At 52.6% G+C, this 15,253-nt stretch carries 16 protein-coding genes; 9 read left to right on the top strand and 7 right to left on the bottom strand.

The window, feature by feature from the left end:
• The first annotated feature begins 74 nt into the window (after positions 1 to 74).
• From tsaB to rnd, 4 genes are all read left to right on the top strand, one after another.
• Positions 75 to 776 carry a tRNA (adenosine(37)-N6)-threonylcarbamoyltransferase complex dimerization subunit type 1 TsaB gene (gene tsaB / locus E5C26_RS14105; RefSeq protein WP_135316870.1) on the top strand — a complete coding sequence of 234 codons (702 nt, stop codon included), beginning with the start codon at positions 75 to 77 and terminating at the stop codon, positions 774 to 776.
• A 100-nt stretch (positions 777 to 876) separates the two neighbouring features.
• Positions 877 to 1,467 carry a Slp family lipoprotein gene (locus tag E5C26_RS14100; protein ID WP_135316869.1) on the top strand — a complete coding sequence of 197 codons (591 nt, stop codon included), beginning with the start codon at positions 877 to 879 and terminating at the stop codon, positions 1,465 to 1,467.
• Positions 1,468 to 1,821: 354 nt separating this feature from the next.
• Entirely contained in the window at positions 1,822 to 3,510 is a 1,689-nt protein-coding gene (gene fadD, locus E5C26_RS14095) for a long-chain-fatty-acid--CoA ligase FadD (protein ID WP_135316868.1), read from the top strand.
• 89 nt (positions 3,511 to 3,599) lie between these two features.
• Positions 3,600 to 4,721 carry a ribonuclease D gene (gene rnd / locus E5C26_RS14090; protein ID WP_135316867.1) on the top strand — a complete coding sequence of 374 codons (1,122 nt, stop codon included), beginning with the start codon at positions 3,600 to 3,602 and terminating at the stop codon, positions 4,719 to 4,721.
• Between the two features lie 237 nt (positions 4,722 to 4,958).
• Here rnd and minE read toward each other — a convergent pair whose 3' ends face one another.
• From minE to minC, 3 genes are read right to left on the bottom strand one after another with little or no spacing between them, the layout of a single operon-like run.
• On the bottom strand, positions 4,959 to 5,228 hold the full coding sequence (minE, locus tag E5C26_RS14085) for a cell division topological specificity factor MinE (protein WP_012145482.1): 270 nt from the start codon (positions 5,226 to 5,228) through the stop codon (positions 4,959 to 4,961).
• A gap of 3 nt (positions 5,229 to 5,231) precedes the next feature.
• Positions 5,232 to 6,044: a septum site-determining protein MinD gene (gene minD / locus E5C26_RS14080; RefSeq protein WP_135316866.1), complete on the bottom strand. Its 813-nt coding sequence runs from the start codon at positions 6,042 to 6,044 to the stop codon at positions 5,232 to 5,234.
• A gap of 25 nt (positions 6,045 to 6,069) precedes the next feature.
• Positions 6,070 to 6,771 carry a septum site-determining protein MinC gene (minC, locus tag E5C26_RS14075; RefSeq protein WP_135316865.1) on the bottom strand — a complete coding sequence of 234 codons (702 nt, stop codon included), beginning with the start codon at positions 6,769 to 6,771 and terminating at the stop codon, positions 6,070 to 6,072.
• 136 nt (positions 6,772 to 6,907) lie between these two features.
• On the opposite strand from minC, the gene E5C26_RS14070 reads away from it, so the two are divergent.
• From E5C26_RS14070 to E5C26_RS14060, 3 genes are all read left to right on the top strand, one after another.
• Entirely contained in the window at positions 6,908 to 7,180 is a 273-nt protein-coding gene (locus tag E5C26_RS14070) for a YcgL domain-containing protein (protein ID WP_135316864.1), read from the top strand.
• Positions 7,181 to 7,243: 63 nt separating this feature from the next.
• Positions 7,244 to 8,290, top strand: coding sequence for a lytic murein transglycosylase (locus E5C26_RS14065; protein WP_135316863.1), 1,047 nt, complete (start codon positions 7,244 to 7,246; stop codon positions 8,288 to 8,290).
• A gap of 83 nt (positions 8,291 to 8,373) precedes the next feature.
• Positions 8,374 to 9,030, top strand: a complete 657-nt coding sequence (locus E5C26_RS14060; RefSeq protein WP_012145477.1) for a fumarylacetoacetate hydrolase family protein — start codon at positions 8,374 to 8,376, stop codon at positions 9,028 to 9,030.
• Between the two features lie 75 nt (positions 9,031 to 9,105).
• On the opposite strand, the gene E5C26_RS14055 is transcribed toward E5C26_RS14060, so the two are convergent.
• Positions 9,106 to 9,354, bottom strand: coding sequence for a CsbD family protein (locus tag E5C26_RS14055; protein WP_012145476.1), 249 nt, complete (start codon positions 9,352 to 9,354; stop codon positions 9,106 to 9,108).
• Positions 9,355 to 9,764: 410 nt separating this feature from the next.
• On the opposite strand from E5C26_RS14055, the gene E5C26_RS14050 reads away from it, so the two are divergent.
• Positions 9,765 to 10,211 carry a YcgN family cysteine cluster protein gene (locus tag E5C26_RS14050; protein ID WP_012145475.1) on the top strand — a complete coding sequence of 149 codons (447 nt, stop codon included), beginning with the start codon at positions 9,765 to 9,767 and terminating at the stop codon, positions 10,209 to 10,211.
• Between the two features lie 488 nt (positions 10,212 to 10,699).
• Here E5C26_RS14050 and E5C26_RS14045 read toward each other — a convergent pair.
• From E5C26_RS14045 to nhaB, 3 genes are all read right to left on the bottom strand, one after another.
• A protein-coding gene (locus E5C26_RS14045) for an IS3 family transposase (protein WP_206194278.1) occupies positions 10,700 to 11,919 on the bottom strand; the annotation gives its coding sequence in 2 pieces (ribosomal slippage) (positions 10,700 to 11,577 and positions 11,577 to 11,919; 1,221 coding nt in all).
• Between the two features lie 103 nt (positions 11,920 to 12,022).
• Entirely contained in the window at positions 12,023 to 12,553 is a 531-nt protein-coding gene (gene dsbB, locus E5C26_RS14040; RefSeq protein WP_135316862.1) for a disulfide bond formation protein DsbB, read from the bottom strand.
• 124 nt (positions 12,554 to 12,677) lie between these two features.
• Entirely contained in the window at positions 12,678 to 14,249 is a 1,572-nt protein-coding gene (gene nhaB, locus E5C26_RS14035; RefSeq protein ID WP_135316861.1) for a sodium/proton antiporter NhaB, read from the bottom strand.
• Between the two features lie 242 nt (positions 14,250 to 14,491).
• On the opposite strand from nhaB, the gene fadR reads away from it, so the two are divergent.
• A complete protein-coding gene (gene fadR, locus E5C26_RS14030) occupies positions 14,492 to 15,211 on the top strand; it encodes a fatty acid metabolism transcriptional regulator FadR (protein WP_012145472.1) in 720 nt (239 codons plus the stop codon).
• The last annotated feature ends 42 nt before the right edge of the window (positions 15,212 to 15,253 follow it).

Here is a 15,253-nt window from a genome sequence, read left to right as displayed (position 1 = left end):
GGCGTGACCACAGGGCTGTGCTACAATGCGCGCCCTGTATGAAAAACCCTGTTTTTTTCCCGCCTGAGGTTGGCATGTCCACGCGAATTTTAGCGATCGATACGGCGACGGAAGCCTGTTCCGTTGCCATCTGGAATCAAGGCGAAATCCACGCCCTGTTTGAACTGTGCCCACGTGAGCATACGCAACGCATTTTACCTATGGTGCAGCAAGTGCTGGCGGAATCCGGCGTCACGCTTAATCAACTTGATGCTTTGGCCTTTGGCCGTGGGCCGGGGAGTTTTACCGGCGTGCGTATTGGCATCGGTATCGCGCAGGGTTTGGCACTGGGTGCCGGCTTGCCGTTATTGGGTATCTCCACGTTGCAGACCATGGCGCAAGGTGCCTGGCGCGTCACCGGGGCTGATCGTGTGCTGGCGGCGATAGATGCGCGCATGGGTGAAGTTTACTGGGGCCAGTTTGAACGTCAGCAAGACGGCCATTGGCTGGAAAGCGAAGGTGAAGCGGTACTTTCACCCCCGCAGGCGCTGGTGCGTGCACAAGGTCTGCAGGGGCACTGGGCGCATGTTGGTACCGGCTGGCAAACCTATCCGGATCTGGTCACCGGTTCCTCGTTAAGCTTGAGCGATGGTCAAATGTTATTGCCGCAGGCGGAAGATATGCTGCCGTTGGCATTGCATGCCTGGCAACAGGGGCAGGCGGTCGCGGTAGAAAATGCCGAGCCGACCTACCTGCGTAATGAAGTCACCTGGAAAAAATTGCCGGGGCGTGAATAGCGCGACCTATTGTGCTTTGCTGGCGATCGGCATACGAATGAACTGCAACTTGCTCGGTGAACTGATGTCAAAGTTACAGCTATTTCAGGAGATTGCGACGATGCTAACCCGCACTGTAAGTAAAAAAATGGCGCTACTGGCTATTGCCGGTGGCGCGCTGGCACTGTCGGGCTGTGTTACCGTACCCGACGCAATTAAAGGCAGCACAGAAACGCCGGTGCAGCAGTTGTCCTCGGTGCAGAATGCGCCGAACCTGTTTGTGGGAGCAGAGGCCCGCTTTGGTGGCACCGTGGTGAATGTCGCCAATGAGCAGGGGCGTACGGTGTTGGAAATTGCCGCCGTACCGCTCGATTCCGGTGCCCGGCCGATTTTGGGCGAGCCGTCACGGGGGCGCTTGTTGGCCTCGGTTAACGGTTTCCTGGAGCCGGTTGATTTCAAAGGTCAGCTGGTTACCGTGGTGGGACCAATTACCGGCGTCAGAGACGGCAAGATTGGCATGACGCCGTACAAGTTTGTCACCATGAACGCCACCGGTTATAAACGCTGGCACCTTAGCCAGCAGGTGATGATGCCGCCGGCGCCGATGGGGCCATGGGGCTGGCGTAGCGGTACCTGGGGACCCGGCTGGGGCGTGGGCTACGGATGGTACAATCCTGGTCCGGCGCAGGTGCAAACCATCGTTACCGAGTAGTGTTCGCGAGAAGTTAACAATTTTGATAGGGCGGCTCCGGCCGCCTTAGTCTAATGACAAACACCCGAAAAACGTGGTTTTCGGGTGTTTGGGGTAAATCAGAAGACATAATTCTTTGTTTATATCAGCCCTCAGATCAGGGCTTGTAATCGTAAAGAACATTGTTAGCAATTTGAGGCGGCTCTGGCCGCCTTTTTCTTTTGGTGCAGGGAAACGGCGCCAATTAGTGATGTACATCGCAACCTTAATATTGTTTAAAACTCAAACTGGTCTGCTGAGTTAAAATATTGTTATGGTTTAGCTGCATATTTAGGGGCTGCGATGATAATGAATAATGATTTCAGGAGTAATACCTTGGATAAGGTTTGGTTAAAACGTTACCCGGCAGATGTTCCGGCAGAGATCGACGCCGATCGTTATTCATCTTTGGTCGAAATGTTTGAAAATGCGGTTAAGCGTTACGCGGATCAACCCGCTTTCATGAACATGGGTGAGGTCATGACCTACCGCAAGCTGGAAGAGCGCAGTCGAGCTTTTGCCGCTTACCTGCAAAATGAACTGGGTCTGCAGAAGGGTGACCGCGTTGCCCTGATGATGCCGAATCTGTTGCAGTATCCGATTGCGTTGTTTGGCATTTTGCGAGCCGGTATGGTGGTGGTCAACGTTAACCCACTGTACACGCCGCGTGAACTGGAGCACCAACTGAACGACAGCGGTGCCAGTGCCATCGTGATCGTCTCCAACTTCGCCCACACGCTGGAAAAAGTGGTATTCAACACCCAGGTAAAACACGTGATCCTGACGCGCATGGGCGACCAGCTGTCCGCCGCCAAAGGTACACTGGTTAACTTTGTGGTGAAATACATCAAGCGGCTGGTGCCAAAATACCATCTGCCGGCCGCCATTTCTTTCCGCAGCGCTTTGCAGCGCGGACGCCGGCTGCAGTATGTCAAACCCGATATCATCAACTCCGACCTGGCGTTCCTGCAATATACCGGTGGCACCACCGGCGTGGCGAAAGGCGCGATGCTGACGCACCGTAACATGCAGGCCAACGTGGCGCAGGCCAAAGCCGCCTACGAGCCGCTGTTCCGCGACGGTCAGGAACTGATCGTCACCGCATTGCCGCTCTACCATATCTTTGCGTTAACGGTTAACTGCCTGCTGTTCATCGAATTAGGCGGCCGTAATCTGTTGATCACCAACCCGCGTGATATTCCGGGGCTAGTGAAAGAGTTGGGACGCTATCCGTTCACTGCATTAAGTGGGGTGAATACCTTGTTCAATGCGCTGCTGAATAATGCTGACTTCCATCAGCTCGATTTCTCGACGCTGCGCTTCTCGGTCGGTGGCGGTATGTCGGTACAGAAAGCGGTGGCGGACAAGTGGGAGAAAACCACCGGCAAGCACCTGCTGGAAGGCTATGGCCTGACTGAATGCGCCCCCCTGGTGACCTGTAACCCGCACGATTTGAAACACTACAGCGGCAGCATCGGTCTTCCGGTGCCTTCCACCGATATTCGGCTGGTGGATGATAACGGCAATGATGTGCCGGTCGGCGAGCCGGGCGAACTGTGGGTTAAAGGGCCGCAAGTTATGTTAGGCTACTGGCAGCGGCCGGATGCCACTGATGAAGTGTTGAAAGATGGCTGGCTCGCGACCGGCGATATAGTTACAGTGGATGAGATGGGCTTTGTGCGCGTCGTCGATCGTAAGAAAGACATGATCCTGGTTTCCGGGTTCAACGTATACCCGAACGAGATTGAAGACGTGGTCAGTCAGCACCCTAAAGTGTTGGAGTGCGCGGCGATTGGCGTGCCAAGTGACGTCTCCGGTGAAGCGGTCAAGATCTGCGTGGTGAAGAAAGACGCCTCGTTGACCAAAGAAGAGCTGTTGACCCATTGTCGTCGGCAGCTTACCGGGTATAAAGTGCCTAAAATTGTTGAGTTCCGCGATGAGTTACCGAAGTCTAACGTCGGTAAAATTTTGCGGCGAGAACTGCGTGATGAGCAGAAAAAACCTGTGGCGGCCGATGCCGCCTAGGCTATCATCTACGCCTTACAGATCAACAACGCCGGTGAATGCCGGCGTTGTTGTGTTTGAATCATGAAAGCGACCAAGAGAATGACGTTTTGAACTATCAGTTGATCACTACCGATGCCGGATTGCAGCAGGTCTGCGAGCAGGCGAAAAACCATGCCCAGATTGCGCTGGACACCGAATTTGTCAGAACGCGCACTTACTATCCGCAGTTAGGCCTGATTCAGTTATACGATGGTGAACAACTCTCCCTGATTGACCCTTTGCCAATCAAGCAGTGGCAGCCGTTTATCGAGCTGCTGAGCAACACTCAGGTGGTGAAATTCCTGCACGCCGGCAGTGAGGATCTGGAAGTGTTCCTCAACGCGTTCAAAACGCTACCGACGCCAATGGTGGATACCCAGATCCTGGCAGCCTTTACCGGTCGTCCGATGTCTTGTGGCTTCGCTACCCTGGTGGCGGAGTATATGCAGGTGGAACTGGATAAAAGCGAAGCCCGGACCGACTGGCTGGCGCGTCCGCTGACGGAAAAACAGTGCGTCTACGCCGCTGCTGACGTGTTCTATCTGCTGCCAATGGCCAAACGGCTGGTGCAGGAGACGGAAGAGGTCGGTTGGACGGCGGCTGCCAGCAATGAATGCCTGCTGTTGTGTCAACGCCGTAGCGAGACGCTGGCGCCGGAATTGGCCTACCGTGAAATCACCAACGCCTGGCAATTACGTCCACGCCAGTTGGGTTGCTTGCAGAAACTGGCCGAATGGCGACTGCGTCAGGCGCGTGAGCGTGACCTGGCGGTGAACTTCGTGGTACGTGAGGAGAACCTCTGGCAGGTAGCGCGTCATATGCCGACCTCGCTGGGTGAACTGGACTCGCTGGGGCTGAGCGGCCCGGAAATTCGTTATCACGGTAAAACGCTGGTGGCGTTGGTGGCAGAGGCCGCTGAGCTGGAAGAGTCGGCGTTGCCGGAGCCGTTACCGAACCTGATCGATCAGCCGGGTTATAAGAAAGTGTTTAAGGAAATCAAAGCGGCGATCGTCATTGCCAGTGAGCAAAGCGGGTTGAGCAGCGAATTGCTGGCATCGCGTCGGCAGATTAACCAGTTGCTTAACTGGCATTGGAAATTGAAGGTTGGCGACAATTTGCCAGAATTAGTCAGCGGATGGCGCGGTGATTTATTAGCGGCCCCCCTTCAGGACATTTTGAAGGATTATTAATCGGGCTGTGAAAACGTTGGGGCAGGGTAAGGAAACTCTGCTCTGATTATTTATTATAAATAATCGAAGTAGAGACTCTTACCGGCAGCATTTACTTTAAACAACCGTGACGCAAGATTAATTGAGATTAATCCCAAAGGATAAAAACGATTATTAACTCTTTTTCATCTCAATAACTGGTTATGCATACAGTTACCCCCTGTATGAAATACACAGGGGGTAATTAATGCGTCACGCTCATTTAGTTACTTCTTCCGATTCCGGTAATGTCACGTTGAGTTCAAGCACCGAAATATCGTCCCCTTTCTGCTCAAACTGCACGTGCAGCATTTCAGGGTCGATTTGAATGTATTTGCAAATTACCGCCAGAATATCGCGTTTCAAATCAGGCAGATACGGGGGCTCACTGTCCCCCCGACGACGCTCCGCGACGATAATCTGCAGCCGTTCCTTGGCTATATTGGCTGTCTGCTTTTTGCGGGACAGAAAGAAGTCTAGTAATGCCATGGTTTATCCCCCAAAAAGGCGTTTCAGGAAACCCTTCTTCTCTTCTTCAATGAAGCGGAAGGGGCGTTCTTCCCCTAACAAGCGGCTAACGGTATCGTCATAGGCCTTGCCAGCGTCTGATTCGGCATCAAGGATCACCGGCTCACCCTGGTTGGAGGCCCGCAGCACGGACTGGTCTTCCGGGATAACACCGACCAGAGGAATGCGCAGGATTTCCAGTACGTCTTCCATGCTCAGCATATCCCCACGGCTCACGCGGCCCGGGTTATAGCGAGTCAGCAGAAGGTGTTCTTTAATCGCCGATTCGCCTCTTTCAGCGCGACGGGATTTGGAAGACAAAATGCCCAGGATACGGTCGGAGTCACGTACTGAGGAAACTTCCGGGTTGGTGGTGATGATGGCTTCATCCGCGAAGTACAGGGCCATCAGCGCGCCGGTTTCGATACCTGCCGGAGAGTCACAGACCACAAAGTCAAAATCCATCTCGCCCAAATCGTTGAGGATCTTCTCAACGCCTTCGCGGGTCAGCGCGTCTTTATCGCGCGTTTGCGAAGCTGGCAAGATAAACAGGTTATCTGTGCGCTTGTCCTTGATCAACGCCTGGTTCAGTGTGGCATCACCCTGAATGACGTTAACGAAATCGTAAACAACCCGGCGTTCACAGCCCATGATCAGGTCAAGATTCCGCAGACCGATATCGAAATCGATCACCACGGTTTTCTTCCCTTTTTGGGCTAAGCCGGTAGCGATGGCCGCGCTTGAAGTGGTCTTGCCAACGCCCCCTTTACCCGATGTAACAACAATAATGCGTGCCATGAAATGGATTCCTTGTCAAAAGGGCTTAATTTAAAGGTTGTATGGTTAAAGCGTTATCCAACAGGCTGAGTCGTACTGCCTGCCCGACATAGTCGGACGGGATTTGGTCGCTCAACCAGTACTGCCCTGCGATAGAGACTAGCTCAGCACCCAGGTGCGTGCAAAAAATCTGGCACTGTGTATCACCTGAAGCACCAGCCAGCGCACGACCGCGCATCATGCCGTAAACGTGAATATTGCCATCGGCAATTAATTCAGCGCCGGCGCTGACGCTGCTGGTCACGATCAGATCGCTGTTGCGGGCATAAATCTGTTGGCCGGAACGAACAGGGGTACTGATGATGCGCGTCTTGGCGGGGGCGTTGGGATCCACCACCGGGGCTGGCGCGGGCGCCGCTTCCGGGGCGGCCATCTTCTGGCCTTTGCCTTCGTTCAATAACGGCAGCCCGGCACGGGCTATGGCACGTTTTTGCCGCTCATCTCTGCAACCGCTGATACCCACAACGCGCAGCCCTGCTGCCGTGACAGCCTGTTGAAGTTCTTTCCAGTTTGCGTCGCCGTTCAGCGTTGCAACGTTGATAACAACAGGGGCATTTTTCAAAAAAGCGGGTGCTTGCTCGACTTTTTCTTGTAACGCCTGACGTATTACCTCGGGTTCCGAATTATACAAATGAACAACCGATAGGGTAAAACTGCTGCCTTTTAGCTCAATTGGCGATTGTGACATCTATCCTGACTCAGTCTCAGCAACTTTAAATCCCCGGAATACCAATCGGGGTGCGATATTCCGAAGTACTATAAGCATGTTATAGTCAGAGTTATATCCAGGCAAGACGCTGCCCCAATTAAATAGAGTTAAAAACATGCTTTGTGTGATCTATAGAAGCTCGAAACGCGATCAAACTTATCTTTATGTCGAAAAAAAAGACGATTTCTCCCGAGTGCCGGAAGATCTGATGAAAAGTTTCGGCACCCCGCAATTGGCAATGATGCTTTCTCTTGAAGGTCGGGAGAAATTAGCCTCGGCAGATATTGAGAAAGTGAAAGAGGCCCTGAAAGAAGAAGGGTTTTATCTGCAGGTGCCCCCGCCGTTGGAAAATTTATTAAAACAGCACTTGTCTGACGACAAAAAATAACCGTCGCTGGCGTGCAGGGGCTACGCTGGATCAGTAACCCCAAACTGATAAAGGAGCTGGGTGATGAGAGGGTCAGCGAAGACAGCGATAGTGGCTCTGCTGGCGCTGGGAATTGGCGTCTGTCCGCAACTGCTGGCGCAGGTCGCTTCACCGGCCACAACTGCTGCGCCAGCACAAAGCACGTTGGCTGAAACCGGTCGCGATCCGGCACAGTTTCCCGCCTATATTGAGCAACTGAAACGTCAGGCGCTGGCGCAGGGCATTAGCCCGGCTATCGTCGAAAGCGCTTTTGCCAACGTGCATTTTGTCGACCGAGTGATCAAGGCAGACCGCAATCAGCCGGAAAAGAAAATCACGTTGGATGATTATCTAAAACGCGTATTGCCTCCGGCCAAAATCGCGCAGGACCGTGCTCTTTACCGGCAATATCAGCCCAAGTTGTCTCGTGTTACCGCTCACTACGGTGTTCCTGGGCGTTATGTGGTGGCGCTGTGGGGGATGGAAAGCGCCTTCGGCAAAATCCAGGGGCGTGAGGATGTGATCTCTGCGCTGGCTACGCTGGCCTTTGAAGGTCGTCGTGAAGCTTTCTTCAGCCAACAGCTCATTGCGGCACTGCGGATCCTCGAACAGGGGCATGTCAGTCGCGAACAACTGAAAGGCTCCTGGGCTGGTGCGATGGGCCAGTGCCAGTTTATGCCGACTTCATTCCTGAACTATGCGGCGGATGGTGATGGCGATGGCCGTATTGATATCTGGAACAACGTTGACGACGTGTTTGCCTCTACGGCCCGTTATCTGTCGCGTGAAGGTTGGCAACCGGGCGTGGGCTGGGGCAGGGAAGTTAAACTGCCTGCCGGTTTCAGCAGCGAGAACCTGGGGCTGAAAGTCAGCCAGGCCCACAGCGTCAATGAATGGCAAAAGCGTGGCGTGCGCCGTGCGGATGGTTCAGCCTTGCCGCATTCTACCTTGCGCAGTTGGGTGATTACGCCGGATGACATGCAGGGCCGGGCGTTCATGGTTTATGACAATTTCCGCACCATCATGCACTGGAATCGCTCTTACTATTTTGCCATCGGTGTGGGTATGATGGCTGACGGTATCGGCCAATAAATCAGGGCCAGAGTACCTCCACCCGCGTGTGGGATAACGGGCTTAGCAAGCTAAGCCCCTACATGATTGTAGGGAGAAGCGGTATGTATCAACATAGAGACTGGCAGGGTTCATTACTTGATTTTCCGGTAAACAAAGTGGTTTGTGTAGGCAGTAACTACGCCGATCATATTAAGGAAATGGGTAGTGCGACCTCGGCAGAGCCGGTAGTGTTTATCAAGCCTGAAACGGCGCTGTGCGATATCCGCCAGCCGGTGGCGATCCCCAAAGAGTTTGGTTCGGTACATCATGAAGTGGAACTGGCGGTGTTAATCGGTACGCCGTTAAAACAGGCTAATGAAGATCGGGTTGCTCGAGCCATCGCCGGGTACGGTGTGGCGCTGGATTTGACGCTGCGTGAACTGCAGGCGGGCTTCAAGAAGGCGGGGCAGCCCTGGGAAAAAGCCAAGGGGTTTGACGGCTCCTGCCCGATCTCCGGTTTTATTCCGGTGGCGGAATTTGGCGATCCGCAAAATGCCGAGCTGTCCCTGACGGTCAATGACCAGGTGCGTCAGCAGGGCAATACTCGCGATATGATCACCCCGATCCTGCCGCTGATCAGTTATATGAGCCGCTTCTTCACGCTGCGCGCAGGTGACATTATTCTTACCGGTACTCCGCAAGGCGTTGGCCCGATGAGCTCAGGCGACATGCTGAAAATCACGCTCAACGGTAAATCATTAACGACTCGCGTTATTTAAAACCAGGTAAGACCCACTAAAAAAGGCCCCGCGGGGCCTTTTGTCTTTTTCTTCGGTTTGGGTTGGGCAAAGTGCTTATTTACGGCCCAGCAAGAAACCGAAAACAATCCCCACCGCAGCGGCGATAGCCACACCGGCAAGCGGGTTGGATTCAACCTGAGTCCGCACCGTATCAGCCGCATCGCGAGCCGCGTAGCTGGCCTGGGAGGCATATTTACGGGCTGCGCCTTTAACCTGATGATCCGGCGAGTCCGTTGCCTTACCAAAGGCTTCCTCAACGGCACCGGCAGCTTCATTGACCTTGTCTTCTGCTTTTCCAAACATACTTGGCTCCCTATCTCGGTTATCAAAGGCGAACATTAAACATAGCAGGATTATGTCGTGTTTGGCGGCAAATCGTGCGTTATAAGATGAATCTTAGCGGTAAGTTGCAGAGTTGCCAGGCAATAATCCTGGGGCAAAACGAAAAGGTGATAGGCCTGTGATTTGTACGTATAATTAGGCGATACGAACCGTGTTTTTATCTGCAAGGATCAAGCAACAATCGGCTGATAGTCACGGTGCTGAATGTTGAATATCGTTGTTTTAAATAGCATTTTTTTTAAGCGTTTATGTTGTTATCGCTATGATTATATTGTGTTTTCAGTCTTTCTATTTGGCTGGGATCTCTATATAGTGCACCCTCAAAACCTGTACGCAGGTTATCTATTCATTTACCTATACCGGACGCGAACATGTCACAAACCCCTTTTTGGCAACAAAAAACGCTGGCGGAAATGTCAGAACAAGAGTGGGAATCGCTGTGCGACGGTTGTGGGCAATGCTGTCTGAATAAGCTGATCGACGAAGATACCGACGAGATTTATTTCACCAACGTAGCCTGTGACCAGCTGAATATTAAGTCGTGCCAGTGCCGCAACTATGAACGTCGCTTTGAGCTGGAAGAGGACTGTATCAAGTTGACGCGTGAGAATCTCACGACATTTGACTGGCTGCCACCGACCTGTGCATATCGCCTGATTGGCGAAGGCAAACCTCTATTCTCCTGGCACCCACTGGTTAGCGGTTCCAAGGCGGCGATGCACGGTGAACGCATTACGGTGCGACATATTGCGGTACGTGAAAGTGAAGTGGTGGACTGGCAGGACCACATCATGAATAAACCAAGCTGGGCGAGATAAAAGAAAAAAGCCCCTGCAAAGAAGAGGGGCAAGACACACAACAACACCAGGGAAATCGTTAATACTAACTTGCGGATACTATAAGGTTTTCGCGGCAAAACTTCATCAAAATATCGATGCAATAATGCATCACTATGATGAGTTTTTTTGTACAAAGCGAGTGAGAGCAAATAAATCGTTCTGTTATGGGACGATTTCAGACCGGGAAAGTGAGGTTGTCATTCCGCGAATAAGGTTTTTCCCCCTCTAACTTAATGTTATGTAAATTACGTGCCAAATCTCGCCCGGATGCTTCTTTTTATACAGAAGGTTAGGTAGTTTGACCGCTCTCACGCTAAGTTCCGAGAGTAAAATAATGAAAATGATACGTCTGTTTGCCGTGGCTGGGGCGCTGATAGTGCTCGTTTATTACCTTACGCACACTTAATGTCGCTTTATCTCTGAAAAATATTCGTAAATTGACTAGTCCTGCTATAGGTTGACACTTTTCAGCCGTCTAACGCCCGATGTACTTCATCGGGCGTTTTGTATTGTAGCGACAGATGTGGCCGTCGTGTGTTGTAGATTTCCACTGACTGCCTGACCATCTTCCTGGCCTGCCCGATATCTTCCGGTCTGCCGAACAGATACTCCATTTTTAATATCCCGTTTACCCGTTCCGCCAGGGCATTCTGGTAACAGTCATACCCATCCGTCATTGAACAGGTGACCCCATGGCGTTGATGTAATTCCTGATATTCCTTCGAACAGTACTGGATACCCCGGTCTGAGTGATGAACCAGCGCATGGGTTGTGTGCCTGCCGGCCAGCGCCATTTTGAACGCGTTGACCACATGCCGGGTATGCAAGCTATCATGAACATGATAACCCACGATTTTTCTCGACCAGGCATCGGTTACCAGACTCAGATACGCCGTCCCTGTCCTCAGCGGAAGGTAGGTGATATCCGCTACCCACACCTGTTCCGGGCGATGGGCAATCACCTGATTTACACCCGGCTTTAACAAGTTGGGATGACGGTAAAAACGATGGTGGCTGTGTGTTGTCTTGTGATAGGCCCGTTTGGGCATCACCAGCAACCGTGAACAGCGCAGTATCTGGAACAGACGGTCCCGGCCAACGTGCAACGCGGGCTCTGGCTGCTGTCGCAACAAGTAATGCAGTTTGCGCGTGCCCAACTGGGGCTGGTGCAACCGAAGGGCGGTCACTTGCTCAACGATGTGCCGGGCCTGTCTTTCTTTCCCGCATTCACGTTGCAATGACTGATACCACGCCTGCCGACTGATACCCATATACCGGCAGACGCGCGTTATTGTGAGTCTCGGCGTTTGTGTTTGCGTGATAAGACGGCCAACTGCTTTTTTGTCAGTGTGGCTCCGAACTCGGTATTCATCACTTTCACAACAGCTTCAAAAAACTGGGCTTTGACTTCTGATTCAGCCAGTTGCTGCTCCAGTTCTTTAATGCGTTGTTCGGGCGTAAGCGGCATTTTGGGCATGGTGACTCCGCACGTTCTTGTGGGGGAAGATGAGCGCCAGTCGAGTTGACTGTGCTTGCGTAGCCAGTTCAACACCGTTGCGTTTCCCTGAATACCGTAGCAGTCTTGTGCCTGGCGGTAGGTCATTTCACCTTTTTCGACCTGTTCGACGACGGCTAATTTAAAGGATAGAGAGTAATCGCGTTGCGTGCGTTTAACATACTGGTTCATCACATTTTCCTCTGTGCGTGAGTAAAATGTGTCAACGCTATTTAGGACGGGTCAAATCCATAAAAAACGGCGCCCTGAGGCGCCGTTTTTTATTCGGTCATGCTTAACGACCAAACAGGTCACGGCGACGCGGGCGAACAAACTGCGCAGCCAATACGATGACGGCGAACATCAGATAGGCCGTGAAGATACCTACCAGCCACTGTGGCATTTCCAGCGTCAGAAACTCCCATTGGCGTACGGAACAGTCACCTGACGCGTGAAACACTGCAGGCAGCCATTTGTCCAGCGGTAGCCAGGATGGGAAGCTAACGAAGAAATCACAGGTATTGAACGGTGAAGGATGCAGTTGGATCATGGTGTGTTTCCATGCCAGTTGCAGGCCTTCCCAGGCACTGTAAATCCACAGCAGAATAGCGATATAACGCAGTGGCGTTTTCGGTGCGATGGCGCCAAGCAGCGAGGCGCCCAGAATACCAAACAGCGCGCAGCGTTCGTAAATGCACATCACACAGGGTTGCAGCAGCATTACGTGCTGAAAGTAGAGAGCAACCAATTCCAGCACCAGCGCAGTCAGGGCCATCAACAGCCAAGCACCGCGCCCCTGCGAGCAACGGTTAAAGAATTGCAACATATATTTATTCTTCCATGCAGTAAGCAATTGAACTGGCAGTGTAAACCAATTCAACTCTGCTGCCAGCTACCTGAGCCTGATTCAGCACAAAAATAGTCGCTGACAGCGGAGTGGGTTTACAGGATCAGTGTGCAGCGGCTTCAATCGATGGCAGCGTCAGCCAATGCCACTGGGTCAGCAGGTCAGTCATAGGGGCCAGAGTAAACTGGACGCACAGCAGACCCACCAGGGTTAATACCACAGTATAGGGCAAAGCCATCCATACCATTCGCCCGTAAGACAAACGCACCAGCGGTGCCAGTGCAGAGGTCAGCAGGAACAAGAAGGCCGCCTGACCATTCGGCGTGGCAACCGACGGCAGATTGGTGCCGGTATTAATGGCGACCGCCAGCATTTCGAACTGCTTCAGGGAAATCGCACCGTTTTCAAACGCAGCACGTGCTTCATTGATGTAGACCGTCCCGACGAACACGTTGTCAGATACCGAAGACAGCAGGCCATTAAACAGATAAAACAGCGCCAGTTGTGAAGAGGGTTGCGCCTGCAGTACAAACTGGATAATCGGCGTAAACAGGTGTTGCTCAATAATCACCGCCACCACGGTGAAAAATACCGTCAGCAGCGCGGTAAAAGGCAGCGCCTCCTGGAATGCCTTACCGATGGCGTGTTCATCGGTGACGCCGCACAGAGAAGTCGCGAGGATAATCACTGACAAACCAATCAGGCCCACTTCCGCCAGGTGAAAGGCCAGTGCAACCACCAACCAAATGCCGATCAGCGCCTGAATGACCAATCTGACCTGTTCTTGTTTACTGCGTCCAGCGGTGGCCTGACGGTCAAATTCGGTCAGCACTTCCCGTACGCGGTCCGGCAATTTTGCTCCGTAGCCGAAGATGCCGAAGCGCTCGAGCAGTAAGCAAACCACCAGACCGCACGCAAACACCGGCAGGGTCACCGGCGCCATGCGTAGGAAGAAGTCGACAAATCCCCAGTCAGCGCTTTTGGCAATAATCAGGTTCTGCGGTTCGCCTACCATGGTCATCACGCCACCCAGCGCGGTACCGACTCCGGCATGCATCAGCAGGCTGCGCAGGAAGGCGCGGAACTGCTCGAGCGTCTGTTTGTGGTCGTCACTGGCCAGGGTACTGTCATCACCGACATCAACATTACCGTCAGGACGGTTTGAGGCCACGTTGTGGTAGATGGAATAAAACCCGGTTGCGACGCTGATAACTACGGCCACTACCGTCAGCGCATCGAGGAAAGCTGACAATAGCGCGGCTGCAAAGCAGAACGCCAACGAAAGCAGCATTTTTGAGCGGATATTGAGCAGTAGCTTGGTGAAGACGAACAGCAGCAACTGCTTCATAAAGTAGATGCCCGCCACCATAAAGATCAGCAACAGCAACACTTCCAGATTATGGGCAATCTCTTTACCCACCCGCTCGGGGCTGGTCATGCCAATCAGCACCGACTCAATGGCCAGCAGGCCACCCGGCAGCAGCGGGTAGCACTTTAGCGCCATTGCCAGGGTAAAGATAAATTCGACCACAAACAGCCAACCCGCAATGAACGGATCGACCAGGAAGAAAACCAGTGGGTTGACCACCAGGAAAATAAGAATCGCCAGTTTGTACCAGTCTGGTGATTGCCCGAGGAAGTTTTTCACCAGGGCACTGCGTAAAGTCGTTTCCATTATGTATTACACGTCCTGAAAAGAAGTTGTCTCATACTAGCCTAACAATGCCGCCGGGGCAGATGCAATAAGGGCTTGCTTTACGATGAGAAATTTCTCTAAGCGGTGTTTTTGCAGGTTTTTTGCCACTTTATGCACAGTTTCGTTCAATGTTTTTCGCTCACGCTAGGTCATGCAATAGCGATCTGGTATGATCAGCCGACTACTATTACTGATTATCGTCGCTACGGAACGTCAAACACATGGTCATAAAGGCGCAGAGTCCTGCCGGTTTCGCGGAAGAATACATTATCGAGAGTATCTGGAATAATCGCTTCCCTCCTGGCACTATTTTGCCCGCGGAGCGTGAGCTTTCAGAACTGATTGGTGTCACGCGCACCACGTTACGTGAAGTTTTACAACGCCTGGCCCGTGATGGCTGGTTGACCATTCAGCATGGCAAACCGACCAAAGTAAATAATTTCTGGGAAACATCCGGCCTCAATATTCTTGAGACGGTGGCACGCCTCGACCATCAGAGCGTCCCACAATTGATCGACAACCTGCTGTCAGTGCGTACCAATATTGCGGCGATCTTTATTCGCGCAGCGGTGCGTAACCATCCAGAAGCTGCTCAGGAAGTGTTGGCAAAAGCCACCCAGGTGGAAGACCAGGCGGATGCTTTCAATCTGTTGGACTACGAAATTTTCCGTGGTCTGGCGTTTGCCTCCGGCAACCCGATTTACGGTCTGATCTTCAACGGTCTGAAAGGCTTGTACACCCGCGTTGGCCGTTATTACTTCTCAAACCCGGAGTCTCGCAAGCTGGCGCTGACTTTCTATAGCAAGCTGTCGACCCTGTGCCATGAGAAGTCATACGATCAGGTAATGGACTGCGTGCGTAACTACGGTAAAGATAGCGGTGCCATTTGGCAAAGTATGCAAGGCACTATGCCAAGCGATCTGACCGAAGCCCGTCGCTAACGTCAACACCGCATTACGTAAAAGGGGCGCCAAATGGCGTAA

The organism is Serratia proteamaculans, from assembly GCF_004684015.1.
GTDB lineage: Bacteria > Pseudomonadota > Gammaproteobacteria > Enterobacterales > Enterobacteriaceae > Serratia > Serratia proteamaculans_F.
The sequence above is the reverse complement of the archived record's forward strand: the minus strand, read 5'-3'. Positions and strand labels throughout refer to the sequence as shown.